Annotated in this window: 23 protein-coding genes; 8 read left to right on the forward strand and 15 right to left on the reverse strand. The window is 62.7% G+C overall.

Annotated features, from left to right (window positions below; genetic code table 11):
- Positions 1 to 36 precede the first annotated feature (36 nt).
- The 3 genes from AC0L2H_RS05515 to AC0L2H_RS05525 form a co-directional block, all read right to left on the reverse strand.
- Positions 37 to 906 carry an efflux RND transporter periplasmic adaptor subunit gene (locus AC0L2H_RS05515; protein WP_473589250.1) on the reverse strand — a complete coding sequence of 290 codons (870 nt, stop codon included), beginning with the start codon at positions 904 to 906 and terminating at the stop codon, positions 37 to 39.
- 85 nt (positions 907 to 991) lie between these two features.
- A complete protein-coding gene (gene bla / locus AC0L2H_RS05520) occupies positions 992 to 1951 on the reverse strand; it encodes a subclass B3 metallo-beta-lactamase (protein WP_473589251.1) in 960 nt (319 codons plus the stop codon).
- A 251-nt stretch (positions 1952 to 2202) separates the two neighbouring features.
- Positions 2203 to 2679 carry an Lrp/AsnC family transcriptional regulator gene (locus AC0L2H_RS05525; protein ID WP_107649228.1) on the reverse strand — a complete coding sequence of 159 codons (477 nt, stop codon included), beginning with the start codon at positions 2677 to 2679 and terminating at the stop codon, positions 2203 to 2205.
- A 138-nt stretch (positions 2680 to 2817) separates the two neighbouring features.
- On the opposite strand from AC0L2H_RS05525, the gene phhA reads away from it, so the two are divergent.
- The gene (phhA, locus tag AC0L2H_RS05530; protein WP_473589252.1) at positions 2818 to 3651 is read left to right on the forward strand and encodes a phenylalanine 4-monooxygenase; all 834 of its coding nucleotides are present in this window, start codon (positions 2818 to 2820) and stop codon (positions 3649 to 3651) included.
- A 142-nt stretch (positions 3652 to 3793) separates the two neighbouring features.
- Here the strand turns inward: phhA and AC0L2H_RS05535 are convergent, their stop codons facing one another.
- The 3 genes from AC0L2H_RS05535 to AC0L2H_RS05545 all read right to left on the reverse strand — a co-directional run bounded on the left by AC0L2H_RS05535 (position 3794) and on the right by AC0L2H_RS05545 (position 6332).
- On the reverse strand, positions 3794 to 5233 hold the full coding sequence (locus AC0L2H_RS05535; RefSeq protein ID WP_473589253.1) for a GMC oxidoreductase: 1440 nt from the start codon (positions 5231 to 5233) through the stop codon (positions 3794 to 3796).
- Entirely contained in the window at positions 5230 to 5400 is a 171-nt protein-coding gene (locus tag AC0L2H_RS05540; protein ID WP_473589254.1) for a hypothetical protein, read from the reverse strand. The genes AC0L2H_RS05535 and AC0L2H_RS05540 overlap by 4 nt, the downstream gene beginning before the upstream one ends.
- A gap of 170 nt (positions 5401 to 5570) precedes the next feature.
- Positions 5571 to 6332 carry a GGDEF domain-containing protein gene (locus AC0L2H_RS05545; protein WP_473589255.1) on the reverse strand — a complete coding sequence of 254 codons (762 nt, stop codon included), beginning with the start codon at positions 6330 to 6332 and terminating at the stop codon, positions 5571 to 5573.
- 161 nt (positions 6333 to 6493) lie between these two features.
- Here AC0L2H_RS05545 and AC0L2H_RS05550 point away from each other — a divergent pair, with 161 nt between their 5' ends.
- Positions 6494 to 7213 carry a pyrimidine 5'-nucleotidase gene (locus AC0L2H_RS05550; RefSeq protein ID WP_473589256.1) on the forward strand — a complete coding sequence of 240 codons (720 nt, stop codon included), beginning with the start codon at positions 6494 to 6496 and terminating at the stop codon, positions 7211 to 7213.
- 69 nt (positions 7214 to 7282) lie between these two features.
- Here AC0L2H_RS05550 and AC0L2H_RS05555 read toward each other — a convergent pair whose 3' ends face one another.
- On the reverse strand, positions 7283 to 8128 hold the full coding sequence (locus tag AC0L2H_RS05555; protein WP_473589257.1) for an LOG family protein: 846 nt from the start codon (positions 8126 to 8128) through the stop codon (positions 7283 to 7285).
- 235 nt (positions 8129 to 8363) lie between these two features.
- Between AC0L2H_RS05555 and dapD the strand changes: the two genes are divergently transcribed.
- The 3 genes from dapD (at position 8364) to AC0L2H_RS05570 (ending at position 11187) form a co-directional block, all read left to right on the forward strand.
- Complete coding sequence (gene dapD / locus AC0L2H_RS05560) at positions 8364 to 9218, forward strand: 2,3,4,5-tetrahydropyridine-2,6-dicarboxylate N-succinyltransferase (RefSeq protein ID WP_473589258.1); 855 nt, start codon at positions 8364 to 8366, stop codon at positions 9216 to 9218.
- 117 nt (positions 9219 to 9335) lie between these two features.
- Positions 9336 to 9713: a DUF805 domain-containing protein gene (locus tag AC0L2H_RS05565; RefSeq protein ID WP_473589259.1), complete on the forward strand. Its 378-nt coding sequence runs from the start codon at positions 9336 to 9338 to the stop codon at positions 9711 to 9713.
- A 619-nt stretch (positions 9714 to 10332) separates the two neighbouring features.
- Positions 10333 to 11187: a GGDEF domain-containing protein gene (locus AC0L2H_RS05570; protein ID WP_473589260.1), complete on the forward strand. Its 855-nt coding sequence runs from the start codon at positions 10333 to 10335 to the stop codon at positions 11185 to 11187.
- A gap of 4 nt (positions 11188 to 11191) precedes the next feature.
- Here AC0L2H_RS05570 and AC0L2H_RS05575 read toward each other — a convergent pair whose 3' ends face one another.
- Positions 11192 to 12232 carry a 2-dehydropantoate 2-reductase gene (locus tag AC0L2H_RS05575; protein ID WP_473589261.1) on the reverse strand — a complete coding sequence of 347 codons (1041 nt, stop codon included), beginning with the start codon at positions 12230 to 12232 and terminating at the stop codon, positions 11192 to 11194.
- Positions 12233 to 12348: 116 nt separating this feature from the next.
- Here AC0L2H_RS05575 and dapE point away from each other — a divergent pair, with 116 nt between their 5' ends.
- Both dapE and AC0L2H_RS05585 read left to right on the forward strand, forming a co-directional pair.
- Positions 12349 to 13548 carry a succinyl-diaminopimelate desuccinylase gene (dapE, locus tag AC0L2H_RS05580; protein ID WP_473589262.1) on the forward strand — a complete coding sequence of 400 codons (1200 nt, stop codon included), beginning with the start codon at positions 12349 to 12351 and terminating at the stop codon, positions 13546 to 13548.
- Positions 13549 to 13550: 2 nt separating this feature from the next.
- A complete protein-coding gene (locus tag AC0L2H_RS05585; protein ID WP_473589263.1) occupies positions 13551 to 14156 on the forward strand; it encodes a transporter in 606 nt (201 codons plus the stop codon).
- Here the strand turns inward: AC0L2H_RS05585 and truA are convergent.
- From truA to def, 5 genes are all read right to left on the reverse strand, one after another.
- Positions 14153 to 14905 carry a tRNA pseudouridine(38-40) synthase TruA gene (gene truA, locus AC0L2H_RS05590; RefSeq protein WP_473589264.1) on the reverse strand — a complete coding sequence of 251 codons (753 nt, stop codon included), beginning with the start codon at positions 14903 to 14905 and terminating at the stop codon, positions 14153 to 14155. The genes AC0L2H_RS05585 and truA overlap by 4 nt on opposite strands.
- Positions 14906 to 14927: 22 nt before the next feature.
- Entirely contained in the window at positions 14928 to 15434 is a 507-nt protein-coding gene (locus AC0L2H_RS05595; protein WP_473589265.1) for a GNAT family N-acetyltransferase, read from the reverse strand.
- Entirely contained in the window at positions 15431 to 16366 is a 936-nt protein-coding gene (fmt, locus tag AC0L2H_RS05600) for a methionyl-tRNA formyltransferase (protein ID WP_473589266.1), read from the reverse strand. Before fmt ends, AC0L2H_RS05595 begins: the two co-directional genes overlap by 4 nt.
- Before the next feature lie 37 nt (positions 16367 to 16403).
- Complete coding sequence (locus AC0L2H_RS05605; RefSeq protein WP_473589267.1) at positions 16404 to 16712, reverse strand: plasmid stabilization protein; 309 nt, start codon at positions 16710 to 16712, stop codon at positions 16404 to 16406.
- Positions 16713 to 16831: 119 nt separating this feature from the next.
- A complete protein-coding gene (gene def / locus AC0L2H_RS05610) occupies positions 16832 to 17377 on the reverse strand; it encodes a peptide deformylase (RefSeq protein WP_473589268.1) in 546 nt (181 codons plus the stop codon).
- Between the two features lie 103 nt (positions 17378 to 17480).
- Between def and AC0L2H_RS05615 the strand changes: the two genes are divergently transcribed.
- On the forward strand, positions 17481 to 18752 hold the full coding sequence (locus AC0L2H_RS05615) for a DNA recombination protein RmuC (RefSeq protein WP_473589269.1): 1272 nt from the start codon (positions 17481 to 17483) through the stop codon (positions 18750 to 18752).
- 15 nt (positions 18753 to 18767) lie between these two features.
- On the opposite strand, the gene AC0L2H_RS05620 is transcribed toward AC0L2H_RS05615, so the two are convergent.
- On the reverse strand, positions 18768 to 19172 hold the full coding sequence (locus tag AC0L2H_RS05620) for a GFA family protein (protein ID WP_473589270.1): 405 nt from the start codon (positions 19170 to 19172) through the stop codon (positions 18768 to 18770).
- A gap of 46 nt (positions 19173 to 19218) precedes the next feature.
- On the reverse strand, positions 19219 to 20175 hold the full coding sequence (locus AC0L2H_RS05625; RefSeq protein WP_473589271.1) for a cation diffusion facilitator family transporter: 957 nt from the start codon (positions 20173 to 20175) through the stop codon (positions 19219 to 19221).
- Between the last annotated feature and the right edge of the window lie 16 nt (positions 20176 to 20191).

Raw genomic sequence — 20191 nt, forward strand, 5'->3', positions numbered from 1 at the left:
CTTGTCGCTCGCCGCCAGTCGACCCAGGCGGCACGTCTACCTGCGGCGGACGGCAGATTGCAGGGTCACCGTGAGGCCGGGCCTCAACAAGAACTCCGGATTCCCGAACTCCACCACGACCGCCATAGCCTGCGTTTGCGGGTCGAATTCGCCGGTCCCTTCTACCAGGCGTCCTGTGTGGGGATACTTTTCGCCGTTCGGCAGGACGAGCGTATACTCCAGCATTTCGCCCCCCGTCTTGCGGATATCAAACAGTTCCCGGCGCTGGGCGTAGGTGTCGAAAGGTACTTCGCCAACGACCTTGATCGGATCCAACTGAATGATGACAGCCAACCGGTTTGGGTCGAGCGCTTCCAGCGTTAGGTAGGCGCCTTCCCGGACAAAAGGTTGGCTGATCATTCCGTCAATCGGAGCAAACAGTTTCGTCTGACCCAATTGTAGCTGCGCAATCCCTACGTTGGCTTTTGCCGCGTCGACGTTGGCCGCAGCGATACCTCGCTGCGCTTGCGCTTCAAGCACTTGCATCTCAGACGAGACGTTGCGAGCCTGCAGTGCTTCCGCATTTTTCAGCTTCACGTCGGCAAGCTGAAGTTGAGCCTCCATCACCTTCTGTTGCGCTTGAGCGGTATCAAGAGTGAGCTGTCTGAACTTCACGTCGAACTCAAAGAGCAAATCGCCCTTTTTCACGATCTGGCCGGTGGTGAAGTTGATCTTGGCCAGCCGTCCGTCGACGCGTGCGGCGATTTCGGCTTCACGGGCTGCAATGACTTTGCCCTTGAATTCGTATACTTTGCTCTCAAGTGAATCCTGCGCCGAGGCTGTCTGCGCCGCAAGGCAGCAGACAGCGACAAAGATGCACGATGCAGCCAAACTAAGCGCTCGCGCGAGAAAGCTGTTTCCGACCATTAGACCCCTCCCGGGTTTCGCACCATTGCCCGCTGTTCGGAAGAACCCCTGAGAAGGAGTGGCGCCCCGCCACGGCGAGGTCCCATCAGTTGGCGGCCTTTGCGACTCCGAGTTCCTTGTCGACCTCGTTCTCGAAGGCGCGCTTCTTGCCGGCGATGAAGCGGCGATACCCTTCCGGATCGATCCAGGCGGCAACACCTTCGGTCTTGGCCCGGTCGCGCTTGCCAGCGAGGTCGTAATATTCGTTGTGCTGCGCCAGCCAGATGTCGGGCTTCAGCATTTCCAGCATGTGGTGCGTCCGCCGGTAATCGTCGGCGATGCCGGGATATGAAGGGTCCTTCACCAGCCGGTAGCCGGGGTTGAACCCCGATCCATCGGGGAACGCCACGACATAGGCCTTGCCGTCAACCATGAGGTTGGCGATCCAGGTCGTGGCCCCGCGCGTATGGCCGGGCGTCAGGTAGGCCGTGAGCAATACATCACCCAACCTGACCGTGTCCCCGTCGCGCAGGATGCGGTCGACCTTGACCGGTGGATAGAGAAAATCGTCGGCGTATTTGAAGTCGCCCTTGTCGCCGCTCTCCATCGCCGGGACATCTTCGCGCATCACCGCCATCTCGGCCCCGTACTTCTCCTTGAGGTAAGCGTAAGCGCCTGCGTGATCGATATGCGCATGGGCGTTGATCATGACCTTGATGTCTTCCGGCTTGAAACCGAGCTTTTTGATCGACTCCTCGATCATTGGCCCGGAAGACGGCATGCCGGTGTTCATCAGGATGTGGCCTTCAGGCGTAGTGAACAGGAACACGCCGAGCCCCTTGGTGCCGACGAAGTAGATCGGCCCGAGGATCTGGACCGGCTCCTCCGGCTCTTCCCATTTCAGGGCCTTCCTCGCGAGCTTGAGGAAAAGATTGTTGTCGTTGGCGAGCTGTTCCTGGGTTGGAATTTTTTCCGGCAATGTCTGCGAAAAAGCCTGCGTCGCAAAGCCGACAGCAAGCGCTCCTGCAAGGAATAGACCGCCGAACTTCAAAGCAGAGGCGAGCATCCCGTCCTCCTCAGAGGATTCGACTGGGGCCCTTCCGGCCGTCAACCCAACTGTCCTGGCGGAATATAGCACTTGAGAACCAAATCGGCGAGGTCTATTGCTTGCCGACGTGAGCTTTAATCTTGCCGTCAATGTCCGAAACTGGCGCGACCATGTCATTCCGCCAACCGAGGCGAACGACAATTTTGACGTGTCCGGGGCAGCCGCGCTTCCGCGCGAGCGGGCTCTATCTTCGCCTTCGACCGGACCTTCTACTTCCTAAGATGCCCCAGCGGCACATGGCCCGGCCCCTTGATGTTCTGCAGCACAAGCTGCGTGTGGACGTCGCGCACGCCGGCGAGCCGCATCAGCCGGTGCATGACAAAGGCGTTGAGTTCGTCGACCGACGGCACCATCACATGCAGCAGGAAATCGTGGTCGCCGGTCATCGTCCAGCAAGACGAGACCTCGTCCATGCGCTGCACGGCGGCGATGAAGCTTTCGGGCGAACCGTCGCTGTGGCTGACCAGGCGCACCTGGATGAACACCTCGACCATCAGGCCGACGGCGCGGCGGCTGAGCACGGCGGCAAAGCCCTTGATGATGCCGGCGCTTTGCAGTGCCTCGAAGCGGCGGGCACATGGCGTCGTCGACAGGCCGATCTGCTCGGCCAGTTCGGATACCGGCTTGCGGCCGTCGCGCTGCAGGATATCGAGCATTTTGATCTCGAAATCGTCGAATTGAGGCATCTTCACTCTCCCTGAACTCTTTGGTGGTGGTTTTTACCTCAAATCCCGCGTTCTAGCCATCATCAAAGCGGATTTGCCTCGCCGGATTTGCGTAGTCTTCGACAGAAGCCACTGGTCACGATTGCGAGGAGAACAGCCATGACTATGAGCGTCGCCGACTACGCCAGGGAGTGTGCCGCGCAAGGGCTGCGCGGCGACTATTCGGTCTGTCGCGCCGATTTCACGGTGGCGCAGGGGTACGACTACAGCGCCGACGAACAGGCGGTGTGGCGCACGCTGTGCGACTGCCAGACGAAACTGACACGCAAGCTGGCGCATCATTCCTATCTCGACGGCGTCGCCGAACTTGGTCTTCTCGACCGGATCCCGGATTTCGGCGCGGTCAGTGAAAAGCTGCGCAAACTGACAGGCTGGGTGATCGTCGCCGTGCCGGGTCTTATCCCCGCCGCGCCGTTTTTCGACCACCTCGCCCACCGCCGCTTCCCGGTCACCAACTGGCTGCGGACGCGCCAGGAGCTCGACTACATCGTCGAGCCGGACATGTTCCACGACTTCTTCGGCCATGTGCCGGCGCTGACGCAGCCGGTCTTCGCCGACTTCATGCAGATGTATGGCGAGAAGGCCGAGGACGTGATCGCGCTTGGCGGCGACGAGATGATCACCCGGCTCTACTGGTATACGGCCGAGTACGGGCTGATGCAGGAGGCCGGCCAACCGCTGAAAGCGTTCGGCGCCGGACTGATGTCATCCTTCACCGAACTGCAATTCGCCGTCGAAAGCAGGGATGCGCACCATGTCGCCTTCGATCTGGAAACGGTGATGCGCACCGGCTACGAGATCGACAAGTTCCAGCGCGCCTATTTCGTGCTGCCGTCCTTCGACGCCTTGCACGACGCGTTCCAGACCGCCGACATGGCCGGCATCGTCGGACGTAACAAGGGCAAGCCGGCGCTCGACCCGGCAACCGTCTGACGGTTCAGCCGGTTTCTGCCTTCAGCCGGGCAAGCTGCTCGCGCTGAAGGTCGAGCGCCGCTGTCGTGTACCGCAAGATCGTGGCCAGCTCGGCGTCGCTGCAATACGATTTGAGCGGAACCATCAGACTGTGATGACTTCGTCACACCGTAATCACCTTGCTGAGATGCTCGCCCAACCGGCAGGCCAATGCGGTGATCGTGGTCGTCGGGTTGCATTCGCCCGACGTGCAGAACACCGAGGAGCCGCCGACATAGAGATTGTCCATGCCGTGTACCTTCGAGTTGGCGTCGACCACGCTCTTGGTCACGTCGATGCCCATGCGCGTGCCGCCCATATGGTGGTGGCCGGCCAATTCCTCATTCGTCGGATAGTCGCCGCCATTGACGATCCAGTCGGCGATACGCACACGGCCGAGATTCTTCTCGACAAGCGTCGTACCGAACAACCTCAATCCCTCCAGCAGTGTGCGGTGTTCCATCTCCGACTTCTTCCAGTGCAGTTCGATGCGGGGCACGCCGGCGTGGTCGACATCGGTTTTCGACAGTTCGATCTGGTTCGACGCCTGCGGCGCCTGCTCCCAGGCGACATAGAGCTGAGCGGCGCAGCGCAAATTCTGGCTGAGCTGATAGGCCACCCATTCGGCCATGTCGGGTGCGGTGCAAGCGAGGTCGGCAACCAGGCTTTTGATGCCGGCATAGGGCGTCTCGATCAGCCGGATGCCGAAATTCATGATCTTCAGTCGCTCCATGGCGGCGAGCGTCGGCGAGAAGAAGGCCTCGTTGGTGGCATCGACCTCGAACTCGCTGTAGTCGGCGAGAATGGCATTGCCGCCTTCAAAGGTCGGATGCTCCATCCAATAGCGGCCGAGAGCCGCGGCATTCGGCACGACGCCGCCGTTCGAGCGCTGGTTCGACCACAAAAGCAGCCGTGAATTCTCCAGCCCGCCGGTGCAGACGACGAAATAATCGGCTGTGAAGGATCCGGCATCCTGCCCGCTCGACCACAGTCTGGCGCCGGTCACTCGCCTGCCGTCGCCGGCCAGCTCGGTGGCGTAGGTGTTGAGCACGACGGCGATGTTCTTGCTCCTATCGAGTTCGTCGGCGAATTTTTCGCCGAAGCGCACGGCCGGGCTCTTGATCAGTTGCACCCAGCGAATGTCGTCCGAGATCGACACATCCGGGCGGAAGTCGGGAAGTTCGAGGATGTCGTGGACTTCGTTCAGATAGGGTTCGATATCGGCGCGGCTGATCGGCCAGCCGGTATCGGGCGCCCAGGCTTTCGGCTCGAAATCCTGTTTGTCGAGCACCCGGCACCAGCCGGCCCAGTGATTGGAGCTGCCGCCGAGGAAGCGCAACCGGGTGACGTCGAGATCGAAATAGGGATCGCCGACCGTGCTGCCACGGTAGAAATCCTGCGAATCGTCGCTGAATTCGCGGGAGCCGGCCTCAAGCACCACAACTGGAATGCCGGCGGCGCCAAGCTTCCTGGCGATCGTGGTGCCGGCCGGCCCGGAGCCCAGGATGCAGACCTTGGGAGTGAAATTGGCCGCGCGGAATGCCTCGTAGCTGTCGAAGATCATGCGAGATCGCTCCGCTTCAGGATCCAGCCATTGATCTCGACGATCGCGTCCGGATCGGGATCGGGACGATCAGCCTTGGGCAGTCCACGGAACAGCGACAGGGCCGGCAACGCGATCAGCGCCTGCATGACCGTGCGGCGCGATATTTTTTTGCTGAAGAAACTCATGATACGTCTCTCGATTGGGTCTTCGATCCACGCATGGCTTTCCCTCAACGGCACATGCTCGCCAGGAGAAGCCAAGCCCATGCCAAACCTAGCTGGAAACCTGCTTCAGGCATGTGAACGGGCGGGATGAATTCAAACAGGGTTAGGGTTGTGCTAACGGCCGGAATTGCTCAGGCGGCCTCTGAAATGTCGTTGTCGAGAATCGTCAGATTGCGGCCGCGGTGCTTGGCCTCATAGAGGCGCCGGTCGGCGGCGCGCATCAATTCCGACACGACGGCATCCTCGCCGCACAAGGTGCCGCCGATGCTGACGGTGAGGGGTATGACCCGCTCGTCGATCGGCCGGAAGCGGATCAGCTCGACCTCACGGCGGATGCGTTCGGCGACGCGTTTGGCTTCCTGGTCGGTGGCGCCGACCAGGAACGCGGCGAATTCCTCGCCGCCGATGCGGCCGAGCAGGTCGCCGCCGCGCACGCCCCGTTCGATGGCGGCAGCGATCAGAAGCAGCGCCTCATCGCCGGTCAGGTGACCGAAGCTGTCGTTGATCTTCTTGAAGTGGTCGGCATCGATGATCAGCAACGCACCGCGATCGGATTTGCGCCGCGAGCCGTCGAGCGCGGCAAAGAAGCTCTCGCGGTTGAGCATGCCGGTCATGTCATCGCGGCTCGCTTTCTCCGAGAGGCGTCGGTGCGCGGCGGCGAGCTGGGCATGAGCGCGGGCGAGTTCGCGGTGCGCGCTTTTCAGCCTCTCGCCCTGCCAGAATGTGTAGGCGCCGGCGATCCAGGCGAGAGCCAGTGGACAGACCGTGGATGTCAGCCAGATGGTGCGGTTGATTGAAAAGCCCATGGCCGGAACGACGATCAACGTCAGCAAGAGCGAGGCCGCGAGGGAAGCGAAAGCGACGGCGGCGGACTTCAGAAATATGCGACTCATCGCTGGCTCCCACTGGACCGTCTCTGTGCCAGCAAGCCCTGAACGCCATCTTTCGGCGATAGCTAAAATTTGAATCGTGGCGCCACTTTCACCGTCCCAGACGCGCATAAGTTGTGGATAAAGCCTCTGCCAAAGGCATCGTTTCGTGCCATAAGGATCGCATGACCACGCTCCCCGACCCCGCCCGTTTTGCCCATGTGACCGACTGGGTGTTTGACCTCGACAACACACTCTATCCGCATCATTCGAATCTGTTCTCGCAGATCGACGTGAAGATGACAGCCTATGTCGGAGAATTGCTGACCCTGCCGCGCGAGGATGCACGCAAGCTGCAGAAGGAACTCTATCAGGAATACGGCACGACGCTGAACGGGCTGATGACGCGCCACGGCATCGACCCCGACGACTTTCTCGAGAAGGTCCACGACATCGACTATTCCTGGCTGGTGCCCGATCCCGTTCTCGGCACTGCTATCCGCCAGCTGCCCGGCCGCAAGTTCATTTTCACCAATGGCGATCGCAGGCATGCCGAACGCACCGCGCGGCAACTCGGCATTCTCGAACATTTCGACGACATCTTCGATATCATCGCCGCCGGACTCACGCCAAAGCCGGCGCGGCAGAGCTATGAGAAATTCGCGGAACTCCACGCCATTACCGGCCACAATGCGGTGATGTTCGAGGATCTCTCCCGCAACCTGTCCGTGCCGAAATCGCTGGGCATGACCACGGTGCTGGTGGTGCCGCGCAATTTCGAGCCGACCTTCTCGGAAATCTGGGAACGCGACCCGGCCAATGAGGACGATGTGGATTTCGTCACCGACGATCTCGCAACGTTTCTCACGGCGATTGTGGAGGGGGTTGAGGAACTGAGGAACTGAGGAACGAACCGTACCTCTTTTTCCTCAGTTCTTCAATTCCTCAGTTCTTCAATTCCCCAGTCCCCCAACCTACTCCCCTAACTTGTAGAAGCGGCTGATAATCCCCCAGGCCTCGTCGGCGGTATCGACGAAATCGATGATGTCCTGGTCGCCGGGCGTGATCGTTCCTTGCTCGGCGAGGAAATCGAGGTCGATGGCCTTCTTCCAGAACGCCTTGCCGAACAGGATCACCGGCACGCGCTCCATGCGGCCGGTCTGGATCAGCGTCAGCGTCTCGAAGAATTCGTCCATCGTGCCAAAGCCGCCCGGAAAGACCGCAACCGCCTTGGCGCGCATGACGAAATGCATCTTGCGGACGGCGAAATAGTGGAAGTTGAAGCAGAGTTCGGGTGTCACATAGGCGTTCGGCGCCTGCTCGTGCGGCAATACGATGTTGAGGCCGATCGACGGTGCCCCGACATCGTCGGCGCCACGGTTGCCGGCTTCCATGACGCCAGGCCCGCCGCCGGTCACCACGACGAATTCGCGGTAGTATGAGGTGGCCGACTGCCGCGAGCAGAGACGGGCGAACTTGCGCGCCTCCTCGTAGTACTTGCTGTTTTTCTCGAGGTTCTTCTTCTGCGTCTCGTTCTTGGCCGCCCAGGCTTCGCCGCCCGGTTCGGGGATACGCGCGCCGCCGAACAGGATGACGGTCGAGCGGATGCCGCGTTCGGCCAGGATCATCTCCGGCTTCAGGAGTTCAAGCTGCAGCCTGACCGCGCGCAATTCGCGCCGCGTCATGAAGTCGGGGTCGTTCCAGGCCAGCCGGTAGGTATCGGCGCGCGTCTGCGGCGTGTCCGGAACGCTTTTCGACCGCTCCAGATCCTCATCCGAATGCGGCAGCGGCGTCCATCCCGCTTTTTCCATTGGATTCATATTGTTCTACCCGTCCAACTCTTCACTTGCGGGGTCCCATGACGCAGCCGCGATTGACCCCTACCCGACCATCACTTAAGCAGGTTCCGCAAAAGTGTCCCACGGTTTTGCGACAAGAACCTGCGATAAGCAAAGACCTAGGCAGACGAAGCTCGCGAAGTCTGTCTAGGGTCCGCGCGACTTTCAAAACAGGTTAAGGCGTGGCCCCTTAACAGCGTGGTAATGGAGCGAATTCATGTCGAAGCCGGATCTCTCGAGCCTCGAAAAGACCATCGAGACAGCCTTCGAGGAACGCGATGCGATTTCGACCGCAACCCGTGGCGCGACGCGCGACGCCATCCAGTCGGCGCTTGACCTGCTCGACCGCGGCACCGTGCGCGTCGCCGAGCGCCAAGCCGACGGCAGATGGCATGTCAACCAATGGCTGAAGAAGGCGGTGCTGTTGTCCTTCCGGCTCAACCCGATGGAGATCATCAAGGGCGGCCCCGGCCAGGCTGTGTGGTGGGACAAGGTGCCGTCGAAATTCGATGGCTGGAGCGCCGTCGATTTCGAGAAGGCCGGCTTCCGCGCCGTGCCCTCGTCGGTCGTGCGCCGCTCGGCCTATGTCGCGCCGGGCGCCGTGCTGATGCCGTCCTTCGTCAATGTCGGCGCCTATGTCGACAGCGGCACCATGGTCGACACATGGGCCTCGGTCGGCTCCTGTGCCCAGATCGGCAAGAACGTGCATCTGTCGGGTGGCGTCGGCATCGGCGGCGTGCTGGAGCCGATGCAGGCCGGACCAACCATCATCGAGGACAATTGCTTCATCGGCGCGCGCTCCGAAGTGGTCGAGGGCTGCATCGTGCGCGAAGGCTCGGTGCTCGGCATGGGCGTCTTCATCGGCCAGTCGACCAAGATCGTCGACCGCGCCACCGGCGAGATCTTCTATGGCGAAGTGCCGGCCAATTCCGTCGTCGTCGCCGGCTCGCTGCCGGGCAAGCCCTTTCCAAACAACGAGCCCGGCCCCAGCCTCTACTGCGCAGTCATCGTCAAGCGGGTCGACGCCAGGACCCGCTCGAAGACCTCGATCAACGAATTGCTGCGCGATTGATCTTTGTCGCAAACAAACGCACTTTCTGCCGGCGCCGCAATCCGTCGCGCTGGCTGCTGGTGAAGCTTGGCACGCCCGACGGCAGCAACGGCACTAACCAATATGGACCGGACCCGCTTGCCTGACAGATCAGATCTCATTTGGCTTTTCTTCAGAATATCGGGCCGTGTCAGCCGCGCGGCCTATTTTCTCGGAGGGCTGCTCGTCGCCATCATCCAGGCCTTCCCGCTCTATCGCTTCACACTGGTGCCGGAAGGCACGACGGAGAGCAACATGTGGTCGTTCATATTCTTCATCGCCTTCATCGCCTCGCTATGGTCGAACGTGGCGCTGGCGGTGAAGCGGCTGCACGACCTCGACAAGCCGGGGGTAGCGGCGCTGGTGCTGTTCGTACCGGTCGTCTCGATTGTCGCCTTCCTCGTGCTCTGCCTGTTTCCCGGGCAGCCGGGACCCAACCGTTATGGCAAACGCACCAATGCACCGGCCGAATCCTAGAGCCGGATGACTTCAGGTCAAGTCGACCTGAAATCTGAATCCGGCTCTAAATCAAAGAGATAGAGCATGATGTCGGGCCGAAAACCGCTTCACACTTTTCGGCATCATGCTCTAGCATCGCCGAAACCTGAACACCGATCCGGTATCTGGCAGAAGATGACCTTGATCGAAAGCCCTCCCGGACAACGGACACGTTCCGGTCGCGCGAACAGACCCTAAGCGAATCTTAATCAGCCTGGCCCAGCATGGCCCGTGGAGACTGTGTCGACCGACACGGAGCGCTGGACTGGCACACGACGAAGCCCTGCCCAAGCCTAGGACGCGCGACGAGCGAAGCGCCGGCGCCCGACTGTTCGGCTGGTTCTCTTCGCCGATGAGCGTGGAACCGGTCGCGGTCCGTGCGCGGCTTCTCGACACCACCTTCGACCGCAAATTCGCCGTCCTGTTCGGCACCATCAGCGTCCTGGTGCTGGCCCTCAGCGCCGCTGTCGCCACTGGCGACTGGTGGCCTCACGCCTGGATCGCGGCTGACCTCGTCCTTTTTGCCTTCCGCTTCCTGTTGATGCGGCAATGCGAGCAGGCGCGCGGGCGCGGGACAACGGGGCCGCTGGCGGCCCTCATGGCCGTCGGCGGCGCATGGTCGGTCATTTTCGGCCTCGGCTGCTATGGCTGCATTGCCAGCGGCCACACGGCGCTGGCCGTGCTTGCCGCCCTGAATGTCGCAGGCGTCGTCGGAGTGGTGTCGTCACGCAACGCAGCGACCCCACGCTACGCCATATTCGTGATGCTGGCCGTAAGCCTCCCTTACGTGGCCGGCGCGCTGTTTTCGCCGGCGCTAGGGATGTTCGTCGTCGGGATTCAGATGCCGTTCTACGTGGCCGGCGTGATCATCGTGTTGCTTCAAAATCACACGATCAACGCGCGCATGATCCGTGCCGAACTGGACAATCGCGATCTCGCGATCAAGGACGCGCTGACCGGCCTGCCAAATCGCATCTTCCTCCAGGAAAGACTGCGCGACATGTGCAGCGAGCTGGCCGCGCCGGCGGCGAATGGCGGCAACCCGTTTGCCGTTCTCAGCATGGACCTTGATGGCTTCAAACAGGTCAACGACCGCTTCGGCCACGCGATCGGCGACATGTTGCTGCGCAAGGTCGCCGAACGATTGAAACGGGCTTTCCGGCCGGACGATATGGTCTTTCGCATTGGAGGTGACGAATTCGTCATCCTGCTGCCCGCGACATCCGAAATCGAGGCCACATATCTGGCAAAACGCGTCATCGAGAAGATTTCGGTGCCGTTCGACCTTGGCGTTGGTGCCGCCATACGCATCGGATTGAGCATTGGCAGCGCCTTCGCGCCTGTCGACGGCAGCGATCCGGAAATTCTTCTCAGCTGCTCCGATCACGCGCTGTACGAAGCCAAGCGCACTGGCAAGGGACGGTACTGGGCGCATGCGCGGGCCGCGAACTGACGGCCTACCGAGATTGGGCAGCCTTCGCCGGCATGATGGCGTCCGGTGTCAAGCCGGGCGATCCCTGTTTTTCCCGCTCTGCCTCACGCACCAGCGCGGTGACCTGCTCTAGCAACGGCGCCCGCGTGCCCGTCTTGTCGGCCAGGCGCAGGATTGCACCCTGCAATTCGCCAATCTCCGTCGGCCGGCCGTGCTGCAAATCGTCCCACATCGACGAGCGTGCTGCGGGATCGATGGCAAGCATGCGGCGCGCCAGGACCTTGAACAGCCAGTCGGGCAGGCGCAGCACCTTCGGCAGCAGTGCAGGGCGCAGACCGGCGATCCGTGCCGGCTCGATGCCTGAGGCCTTCATCGCCGCCAATGCCTCTTCCATCTGGCCGGCCAGGATCAAGCGCCAGCGCCGGTCGGCAAGTTCCGTCGCCAGCGGCAGGCCTGACAGCGCCACGAGAGCGTTGTTGAGGTTCATCAAAAGCTTGCCCCACAGCACCGACTTCATGTCGCGGTGGGTTTCGACTGCCAGCCCCTCGACCGCAAGCTGACCGGCAAGGTCCGCCGCCCCGTCTTCGAGCAGCACCTTGCCCTCGCTGGCGCGATGCACACGCGGCGGCGCTTCACCGCCCGGCGACTGGACCACGTTGAACGGCACCATGCCGGCGAATACGCGCCGCCCAGGGAGCCCGGCCCGCAGCCTCTCGGCATTGTCGACGCCGTTCTGCAGGCTGACCACCATCGCAACCAGGCGGGCATGAGCGGCAATGAGCGCCGCCATCTCTTCGGTCGCACCGCTCTTGACCGTCACCAGGACGATATCGGCGCCGGACAAGGCCGCGGCCGGATCGGTGGTGATGGCGAGTGCCCCCGGCGCTATGCGACGGTCGCGGCCATCGAGGTCGCTGACCCGCAAGCCAGCCTTGCGCAACGCCGCCTCGATGCGTGGCCGCGCCAGAAGAATCGCCTTGCGCCCGGCGAGCGCCAGACGACCACCGACATAGCAGCCGATACTGCCTGCGCCGGCGATGACTATCGTTTTTTCTTGCCTGGCCATGCGATAAGCTCACCTTGGCCTGTAACTATACGACATGAAAACCATAATGTCGGCGGTATCGCTCGCCTTCATGTCTAGCCGTGACAGGCCTTTCGCTTTCGACTATCGCTTTGCCCATGACGTTGCCGACCGATCCCGTTGCAAATCTCGCCGCCCTCATCCGCTGCGCCTCCGTGACGCCCGCCGAGGACGGTGCGCTGAGCGCGCTGGAAGACATGCTGAAGCCGCTCGGCTTTTCCGTCGAGCGTCCGGTGTTTTCGGAAGCCGGCACGCCGGACATCGAGAACCTTTATGCGCGGCGCTCCGGCAACGGCCCGCATTTGATGTTCGCCGGGCACACCGACGTGGTGCCGGTTGGCGATGAATCCTCCTGGACGCATCCGCCTTTCGCCGCCGAGATCGCCAAGGGCGAGATGTTCGGCCGCGGCGCCGTCGACATGAAAGGCGGCATCGCCTGTTTCATCGCGGCGGTGGCGCGCCATGTCGACAAGACGGGCGGCCCGAAGGGCTCGGTCTCGCTGCTGATCACCGGCGACGAGGAAGGGCCGGCAATCAACGGCACGACAAAGCTGCTCGAATGGGCGGCGGCCAAGGGCGAGAAATGGGATGCCTCGATCGTCGGCGAGCCGACCAATCCCGAGGCGCTCGGCGACATGATCAAGATCGGCCGGCGCGGCTCGCTGTCCGGCAGCGTCATCGTCAACGGCCGGCAAGGCCATGCTGCCTATCCGCAGTTGGCCGACAATCCGGTGCGCGGGCTGGTCAGCCTGGTCGACGGCTTGCTGCATCCCGTCTTCGACAAGGGAACGACGGATTTCCAGCCGACCAATCTGGAGGTCACCTCCATCGACGTCGGCAATCCGGCCACCAATGTCATTCCGGCGAAGGCGACCGCCACCTTCAACATCCGCTTCAACGACACATGGACGGCCGAGACGATCCAGGCGGAGATCCACAACCGTCTCGACCAGGCGGCGAAGCGCAAGAAATACCGGACAGGCAAGAAGACGCCGGTCGACTACGAACTGGTCTGGCGCGACAGGCCGAGCCATGTCTTCCTGACCCGCGACGATCGGCTGGTCGAAGCGCTCAGCGGTTCGGTCAAGGCGGTGACCGGCAGGAAGCCGGTGCTTTCGACCTCCGGTGGCACCTCCGATGCGCGCTTCATCAAGGACTATTGTCCGGTGGTCGAATTCGGGCTGGTCGGCAAGACCATGCACATGGTCGACGAACGCGTCGCACTTGCCGACCTCGAGACCCTGACGCAGATCTATCAGCGTTTCATCGAAGACTGGTTCGAACGAGGCCTGCGCTGATCATGCTTTCGTCAGATGAAACCTATGCTTCGCTGGCCGGCGCCTGGCGGCTGATGCTCGGCAAGGCCGACGGGCTGCGCCTGCTCGACCTTTCGGCCGACGGGTTCTGGAATTCCTTTTTCGCCATTGTCGTCGCGGCGCCGGCCCTGATCGTCGGCTGGGTCGGCACGGCCAACCAGATCGGCGATCCCGCTGCTTTCGCGGGGCGCCTGGGTATGTTGATACGCTTGGCCACCGTGGATCTGAGCTCGTGGATGCTGCCGCTATTCGCCCTCGCCCTGGTCGCCCCGCGCGTCGGCATAGGCGACCGGTTCGTTCACTACGTCGTTGCCAGCAACTGGGCGTCGGCGATCACTGCATGGATCATGCTGCCGTCAGCGCTGATCCAGCTCGTGTTGCCGCCACCCAACGAATTTTCCGACCTGGTTTGGCTGTCTCTGTTGGCACTGTCGCTGGTGCTGACCTGGCGAATGACCATCGCCGTGATCGGCAAGGGTGTGGCTGTCGGCGCCGCCGTGTTCGCAGGTATGCTCGTTGCGTCGTTCGTCGTCCTTTACAGCCTGGCGACGGTGCTCGGTATCATCGTGACGCCTGCCGCCGGGAGCTAACTTTCGGGATAATCGACGCCAACGAGAAAAAGCCCATCGGGCGGCGCCACCTGGCCGCAGGCTGCGCGATCGCGCGCATCGAGCGCCGCCTTCAGGTCGGCAATGGTCCAGCCGCCTTCGCCGACGCGTTTCAGCGAGCCGACCATCGAGCGCACCTGATTGTGCAGGAAGGAACGCGCCGAGGCCTTCACTTCGATCAGGTCGCCAGAGCGGCCGACATCCAGCCGATCGAGTGTGCGCACCGGGCTGTCGGCCTGGCATTGGGTCGAGCGGAAGGTGGTGAAGTCATGCCGCCCCAGCAGCACCTTCGCCGCCTCGTGCATGGCGGCGGCGTCGAGGCGCTTCGGCACCCACCAGATCTTGCCCTTGTCGAGCGCCGCCGGCGCGCGCCGGTTGACGATGCGGTAGAGATAGTGGCGGCCGGTGGCCGAGAAACGCGCGTCGAAGCCATCGGCGACGGCGGCCGCTTTCAGGACGGCAATGCGCGCGCCGGCAGCCTGCAGATGGGCGTTGACGGCGTCGCGCACCTTGTCGTCGGGCCATGCCTTGGTCAGATCGACATGCGCCACCTGGCCGGTCGCATGCACGCCGGCATCGGTGCGGCCGGCGCCGCGCAGCGAGACTTTCTCGCCGCAGAACTTCTCGATCGCCTGTTCGATCGCCTGCTGCACCGAGGGCTGGTCGGCCTGGCGTTGCCAGCCTGCGTAGAGACTGCCGTCATATTCGATATCGAGGCGAAAACGCGGCATGCCTGGCGATTACTTGTCCCGCCTAAGCGGCGAGCGCGGTGAAGGCCGAGGCGTAGACAAGCTTGCCGGCCTCGGGCGCCTCGCCCCAAGCCAACGCCTGCAGTGCCTCGCCCTGGTATTCGCTTTCGAAGTTCTGCGCACGCGCGTGGCTGTAGCCGAAGCGCCCATAATAGGCGGGGTCGCCGAGCACCACGGCCAGAGTCTCACCGGCATCCTTCAGGCGGATATGCGCCTCGCGGATCAACGCGCCGCCAATGCCGGTGCCGTGGAAGGACGGTTCGACCGCCAGGGGCGCCAACGCCACCGCCGGGAAACTCTTGCCGCCGTTCTGCACGAAAAGCCTGGAAAACAGGATATGGCCGACCACTTGCCCATCTTCATCCGCCACCAGTTCGACGACGGCATCGCCGCCGGTGACCAGCGCGTCGACCAGCCCGGCTTCCGCCTGCTGACCGAATGCATGTTCCTCGACGAGGCGGATCGCCTCGCGGTCCCGCGGCGTCGCCGCGCGTATCGACATCATGCTCATGAGAATTTCATTCCTTTTTCGACCTTGGCTCCACGCAGAAACTCCTGCGCGCCGGCAGGCTTTCCGCCCGCCCGTTGAACTTCGACCAGCCTGATTGCGCCCGACCCGCAGGCGACCGTCAGCCGGTCGTCGAGAATTCCTCCCGGCTCGCCGGCGCCTTCTGCAAGCGTCGAGCGAAGCAGTTTCAGCCGCTCCCTGCGGCCGCCAATTTCGGTCTCGCACCATGCGCCGGGAAAGGGCGACAGGCCGCGAATGTGGTTGTGGACCTCGCCAGCAGGCCGCGTCCAGTCTACGCGCGTCTCCGCTTTATCGATCTTTTTGGCGTAGGTCACCCCTTCCGTCGCCTGCGTGGTAAATGTCAGGGTGTTTCCTTCAAGCTGCGCCAGCGCGTCCACCATCAGCGCCGCACCCATGCCCATCAGCGTGTCGTGCAGATCGCCGGCCGTCATATCGGGTCCGATGGCGCATTTTTCAACCATCGCCACCGGGCCGGTGTCCAGACCTTCCTCCATGCGCATCACCATCATGCCTGTCTCGGCATCGCCAGCCATGATGGCGCGTTGGATAGGGGCGGCACCGCGCCAACGCGGCAATAGCGAGGCGTGACCATTGAGGCAGCCGGACCGTGGCGCTTCCAGAATGGGTCTGGGCAACAGCAATCCATAGGCGACGACCACCGCGATATCGGCCTGCAAGGCGCGGAATGCGTCCTGCTCGGCCTCGCTCTTCAGCGACACCGGCGTCCGCACCGTGATGCCAAGCCGCTCGGCCTCGCGCTGCACCGGCGACGGCGTCAGCTCCAGTCCGCGCCGGCCGGCGGCGCGCGGCGGCTGCGTATAGACGGCAATAATCTCGTGCCCGGCCTCGGCGATCGCCCGCAGCGTCGGCACGGAAAATTCGGGGGTACCCATGAAGATGACGCGCAGGGGCATTTTTCCTTGATCCAGGCCCTTGCCCCGTCAAGTCGGCTCAGGCACCCGCTTCAAACGGGTTTACGAGCTTCAGGTCAAGCCCGTCGAAATCGCGTTTCCGTTCCGCCTCGATCTCGTCCATTATCTTTGCGAACTCATCGTCAATCGCATTTTCCGCGGCGAATGCCGAGCGAATCGCGTCCCACGCTGAGGGACCCGGTTCTGGCTCGGCTTCTCTTTCCGCGATCATGCCTTTGTGCAAAAGATCGATCGCCTTGCCCGACAAGCTCTGGCCGCATCTGCGGGCGGCCAGTTCGATTTCGCGCTTCAAAGGTTCGGGAATGTGCCTGATCAGCATATCGGCCATCGGCGTCTCCATCTGACATCATAAAATCGCCATAAGAGCAAAGGCTGGCAATCCTTTGCGCGCGCCTATGTCTTGCCGTCGTTTCGCCTGGGGGCTTCTGCGAATTGGCCGAATAATGCTTATCCCACCAGCCTGCCGGGCGTCTTATTGCCCGGGACCTTGTCCTTGGCGAGCTTCTTGAACTTCTTCACCACCATGTCGCGCTTCAGCTTCGAGATGTGGTCGATGAACAGCACGCCGTTGAGATGGTCGATCTCATGCTGCAGGCAGGTCGCCATCAGCCCTTCGGCCTCGATCTCCTGCAACTTGCCGTCGCGATCGAGATATTTGACGCGGACGGCGGCGGGGCGCTCGACCTCGGCATAGTAATCCGGGATCGACAGGCAGCCTTCCTCGTAGACCGAGCGCTGGTCGGAGCTCTCGAGGACCTCCGGATTGATGAAGACATGCGGCGCCGGCGTCTCGTCCTCCTTGGCAAGGTCGATGACCAGCATGCGCAGCGGCTCACCGATCTGGATCGCCGCCAGGCCGATGCCGGGCGCATCGTACATGGTGTCCAGCATGTCGCCGGCCAGTTTGCGCAAGGAGGCGTCGACGCGCTCGACGGGTTTCGAAACCTGGCGCAGAACGGGATCGGGAAGGATGATGAGCGGCTTGATCGACATGGCGTCTCACCTAAGACGTCATGTGAAAAGCGTCAACCGGGGCGGTTTGGGATCGTTCACGTTTTGATCTGTGCCCGAGGGCCGAATCGGCTATGCTGGCCGCATGAATGACCTGACATCGATCCTGTCCGAACCCGTTGCCCGGCTCGGCGCCACCACGATCACGCTCGGCCAGGCTCTGGCGTTCGGCGCGGTCCTGTTTCTTGGCCTGTTCCTGGCGCTGGTCATCGCGCTGTGGCGGTCGGCCAGGGCGCGTGCTGTGGCAGCCGCGGAAGCCGCCGACCATGCCCGCGACGCCGAGGCGCGGATGGCCGGCATCCTGGCAAGCCAGGCCGAGATGCAAGGCCGCATGGGCGCCATCGCCGATGTGTTCGGGGCGCGGCAGGCCGAACTCACGCAGTCGATCGGCCAGAGGCTTGACGCGATGACCGGCCGGCTCGGCCAGACCATGACCGAGCAAACCAAATCGACGCATGAGAGCCTTGCCAGACTGCAGGAGCGGCTGGCGGTCATCGATACGGCGCAAGGCAATATCCAGTCGCTCGCCGGCCAGGTCGTGCAGTTGCAGGCGATCCTTTCCAACAAGCAGACGCGCGGCGCCTTCGGCCAGTCGCGCATGGAGGCCATCGTCGCCGACGGCCTGCCGCATGGCGCCTACGAATTCCAGCCGACCTTGTCGAATGGCAGCCGGCCCGACTGCCTGGTCAAGATGCCGAACGGCGCGCCGGCGCTTGCCATCGACGCCAAGTTTCCGCTGGAGGCCTGGAACGCCATCCGCGCCGCCGATGGCGCTGATTTGCAGAAGGTCGCCGCGCAAGCCTTCCGCCGCGACATCGAGATCCATGTTCGCGATATATCAGAAAAATACCTGATCCAGGGCGAGACCCAGGACATCGCCTTCATGTTCGTGCCGTCGGAATCGGTGTTCGCCGAGATCCATGAGAATTTCGAGGGGGTGGTGCAACGCTCTCACCGGTCCCGCATCATTATCGTCTCGCCATCATTGCTGATGCTGTCGATCCAGGTCATCCAGGCGATCCTCAAGGATGCACGCATGCGCGAGCAGGCGCATCTGATCCAGGGCGAAGTCGTCCGGCTGATGGAGGATGTTGCGCGTGTCGACGACCGGGTGCGCCGGCTGCAGACCCATTTCGGCCAAGCGGCCAAGGACATCGACGACATCCTCGTCTCCACCTCGAAGGTGACGAAGCGCGGGCAGAAGATCGAGGCGCTGGAGTTTGGAACCCAGCCGGATGGCGATGCCGGCCCGGACGCAGCCTCACGGGTTCCCGGCGCGAAAGTGGAAACCGGCCCGCGTGTCGCTGATTCGAAGACCGGCCAGCTCAGGCTGCGGGTTGTCGAAGGCGACGACTGACAAGCGAGAGAGCGGCTACTGCTCTTCCACGGTTGTCATATCCTGAAATTCCGGAAGCCAGCGCAGAGCCGATCTGTGCCACTTCTGGTGTCTCGGGATCAAATCCTGGCGTTGCCGCGCGGTGCCCACCCTGATCCCATAGATTTTCGGGCCATCGCCGACCGACGTTGCGTAAAGATGCGAACCGCAGTCGGCGCAGAAGGCCTGGGTGCGCTTAGCGCCACTCGCCACTGTCTTGATGTAGACCTTCGGCGCGCCCCGGGTGATCCGGTAGTGATCCTCAGGCGCGGGAACGGTGACGCGAAAGGCCGTGCCGGTCAGTTGCTGGCAGTCTGTGCAGTGGCAGATCGCGGTCTTTTCCGGATCGACCTCCGCCTCATAGGTGATGGCTCCACAATGGCAGCCGCCGTCGATTTTCATCTTCGCTCCTCCTTGCTTCGCTGGTATTTTAGCCGGCACAATCCGGCTACTCTCCCGACGCAGCTTCAACAATCTTATGCCGCTGCTCCCAGGTACCAGTTGTCTGCGGTTTGACAAACAGGCGCGTGACTTCCGGCACATCCATCTTCAGCCGCGCCTCGATGCGCTCAACGCAGGCCTCGATCTCGGGCGCGGTCAGATGATCCTCGAACTCGATGCTCAAGCCGGCGACGATTTCCTTCGGACCGATATGGACGCTCAATATGCCGTTTGCGCGCTGCACCGCCGGGTCCTGCTGGGCGATGGCCAGCACCTTCTCCTGCACTTCGGGCGATGCCGGCTCGCCCATGAGCAGGCCCTTGCTTTCGCGCGCCAGGAAGATCGCGGTCGCGCCGAGAATGAGGCCGATGCCGATCGAGGCGGCGCCGTCGAGTTCCGGCACCTCCAGCACTTCCGCCGCCAATATGCCGGCGAAGGCGACGATCAGGCCGAGAAGCGCCGCGCTGTCCTCGAATAGCACGGTGTAGACGCTGGGATCCTTGCTGACCCGCACCGCCTCGAACCAACCGAGCCTGCCCTTCTGCTTGCGGAATTCCTTCAGCGCCACCCACCACGAGCCGCCTTCGAACAGGAAGGCGATGCCAAGCACGATGTAGTTGACCTTGACGTTGGCGACCGGCTCGGGCGCCATGATGTGGATCACGCCTTCGTAGAATGACACCCCGGCGCCCAAGGCAAAGACGAGGAGGGCGACGATGAAGCTCCAGAAATAGAGTTCGCGGCCATGGCCGAGCGGATGCGTGTGGTCCGGCGGGCGGGCGGCGCGGTGCATGCCGTAGAGCAGCAGTCCGCCATTGCCGGTGTCGACAAGCGAGTGCACGCCTTCCGACAGCATCGCCGAGCTGCCGGTGAAGAATGCGGCGGCGAATTTGGTCAACGCGATCGCCAGATTGCCGGCGAGCGCCGCGTAGATGACCTTTTTCGACCCGCCATGCGCCGCCATGGTGTGCTGTCCCGTT

This window comes from Mesorhizobium sp. WSM4871 (genome assembly GCF_055811295.1).

Bases quoted from the DNA above. Each gene is read 5' to 3' on its own strand.
- AC0L2H_RS05515 (WP_473589250.1), bottom strand. From the start codon at position 906: ATGGTCGGAAACAGCTTTCTCGCGCGAGCGCTTAGTTTGGCTGCATCG.
- bla (WP_473589251.1), bottom strand. From the start codon at position 1,951: ATGCTCGCCTCTGCTTTGAAGTTCGGCGGTCTATTCCTTGCAGGAGCG.
- AC0L2H_RS05525 (WP_107649228.1), bottom strand. From the start codon at position 2,679: ATGCCTCAATTCGACGATTTCGAGATCAAAATGCTCGATATCCTGCAG.
- phhA (WP_473589252.1), top strand. From the start codon at position 2,818: ATGACTATGAGCGTCGCCGACTACGCCAGGGAGTGTGCCGCGCAAGGG.
- AC0L2H_RS05535 (WP_473589253.1), bottom strand. From the start codon at position 5,233: ATGATCTTCGACAGCTACGAGGCATTCCGCGCGGCCAATTTCACTCCC.
- AC0L2H_RS05540 (WP_473589254.1), bottom strand. From the start codon at position 5,400: ATGAGTTTCTTCAGCAAAAAAATATCGCGCCGCACGGTCATGCAGGCG.
- AC0L2H_RS05545 (WP_473589255.1), bottom strand. From the start codon at position 6,332: ATGAGTCGCATATTTCTGAAGTCCGCCGCCGTCGCTTTCGCTTCCCTC.
- AC0L2H_RS05550 (WP_473589256.1), top strand. From the start codon at position 6,494: ATGACCACGCTCCCCGACCCCGCCCGTTTTGCCCATGTGACCGACTGG.
- AC0L2H_RS05555 (WP_473589257.1), bottom strand. From the start codon at position 8,128: ATGAATCCAATGGAAAAAGCGGGATGGACGCCGCTGCCGCATTCGGAT.
- dapD (WP_473589258.1), top strand. From the start codon at position 8,364: ATGTCGAAGCCGGATCTCTCGAGCCTCGAAAAGACCATCGAGACAGCC.
- AC0L2H_RS05570 (WP_473589260.1), top strand. From the start codon at position 10,333: ATGGCCGTCGGCGGCGCATGGTCGGTCATTTTCGGCCTCGGCTGCTAT.
- AC0L2H_RS05575 (WP_473589261.1), bottom strand. From the start codon at position 12,232: ATGGCCAGGCAAGAAAAAACGATAGTCATCGCCGGCGCAGGCAGTATC.
- dapE (WP_473589262.1), top strand. From the start codon at position 12,349: ATGACGTTGCCGACCGATCCCGTTGCAAATCTCGCCGCCCTCATCCGC.
- AC0L2H_RS05585 (WP_473589263.1), top strand. From the start codon at position 13,551: ATGCTTTCGTCAGATGAAACCTATGCTTCGCTGGCCGGCGCCTGGCGG.
- truA (WP_473589264.1), bottom strand. From the start codon at position 14,905: ATGCCGCGTTTTCGCCTCGATATCGAATATGACGGCAGTCTCTACGCA.
- AC0L2H_RS05595 (WP_473589265.1), bottom strand. From the start codon at position 15,434: ATGAGCATGATGTCGATACGCGCGGCGACGCCGCGGGACCGCGAGGCG.
- fmt (WP_473589266.1), bottom strand. From the start codon at position 16,366: ATGCCCCTGCGCGTCATCTTCATGGGTACCCCCGAATTTTCCGTGCCG.
- AC0L2H_RS05605 (WP_473589267.1), bottom strand. From the start codon at position 16,712: ATGGCCGATATGCTGATCAGGCACATTCCCGAACCTTTGAAGCGCGAA.
- def (WP_473589268.1), bottom strand. From the start codon at position 17,377: ATGTCGATCAAGCCGCTCATCATCCTTCCCGATCCCGTTCTGCGCCAG.
- AC0L2H_RS05615 (WP_473589269.1), top strand. From the start codon at position 17,481: ATGAATGACCTGACATCGATCCTGTCCGAACCCGTTGCCCGGCTCGGC.
- AC0L2H_RS05620 (WP_473589270.1), bottom strand. From the start codon at position 19,172: ATGAAAATCGACGGCGGCTGCCATTGTGGAGCCATCACCTATGAGGCG.
- AC0L2H_RS05625 (WP_473589271.1), bottom strand. From the start codon at position 20,175: ATGGCGGCGCATGGCGGGTCGAAAAAGGTCATCTACGCGGCGCTCGCC.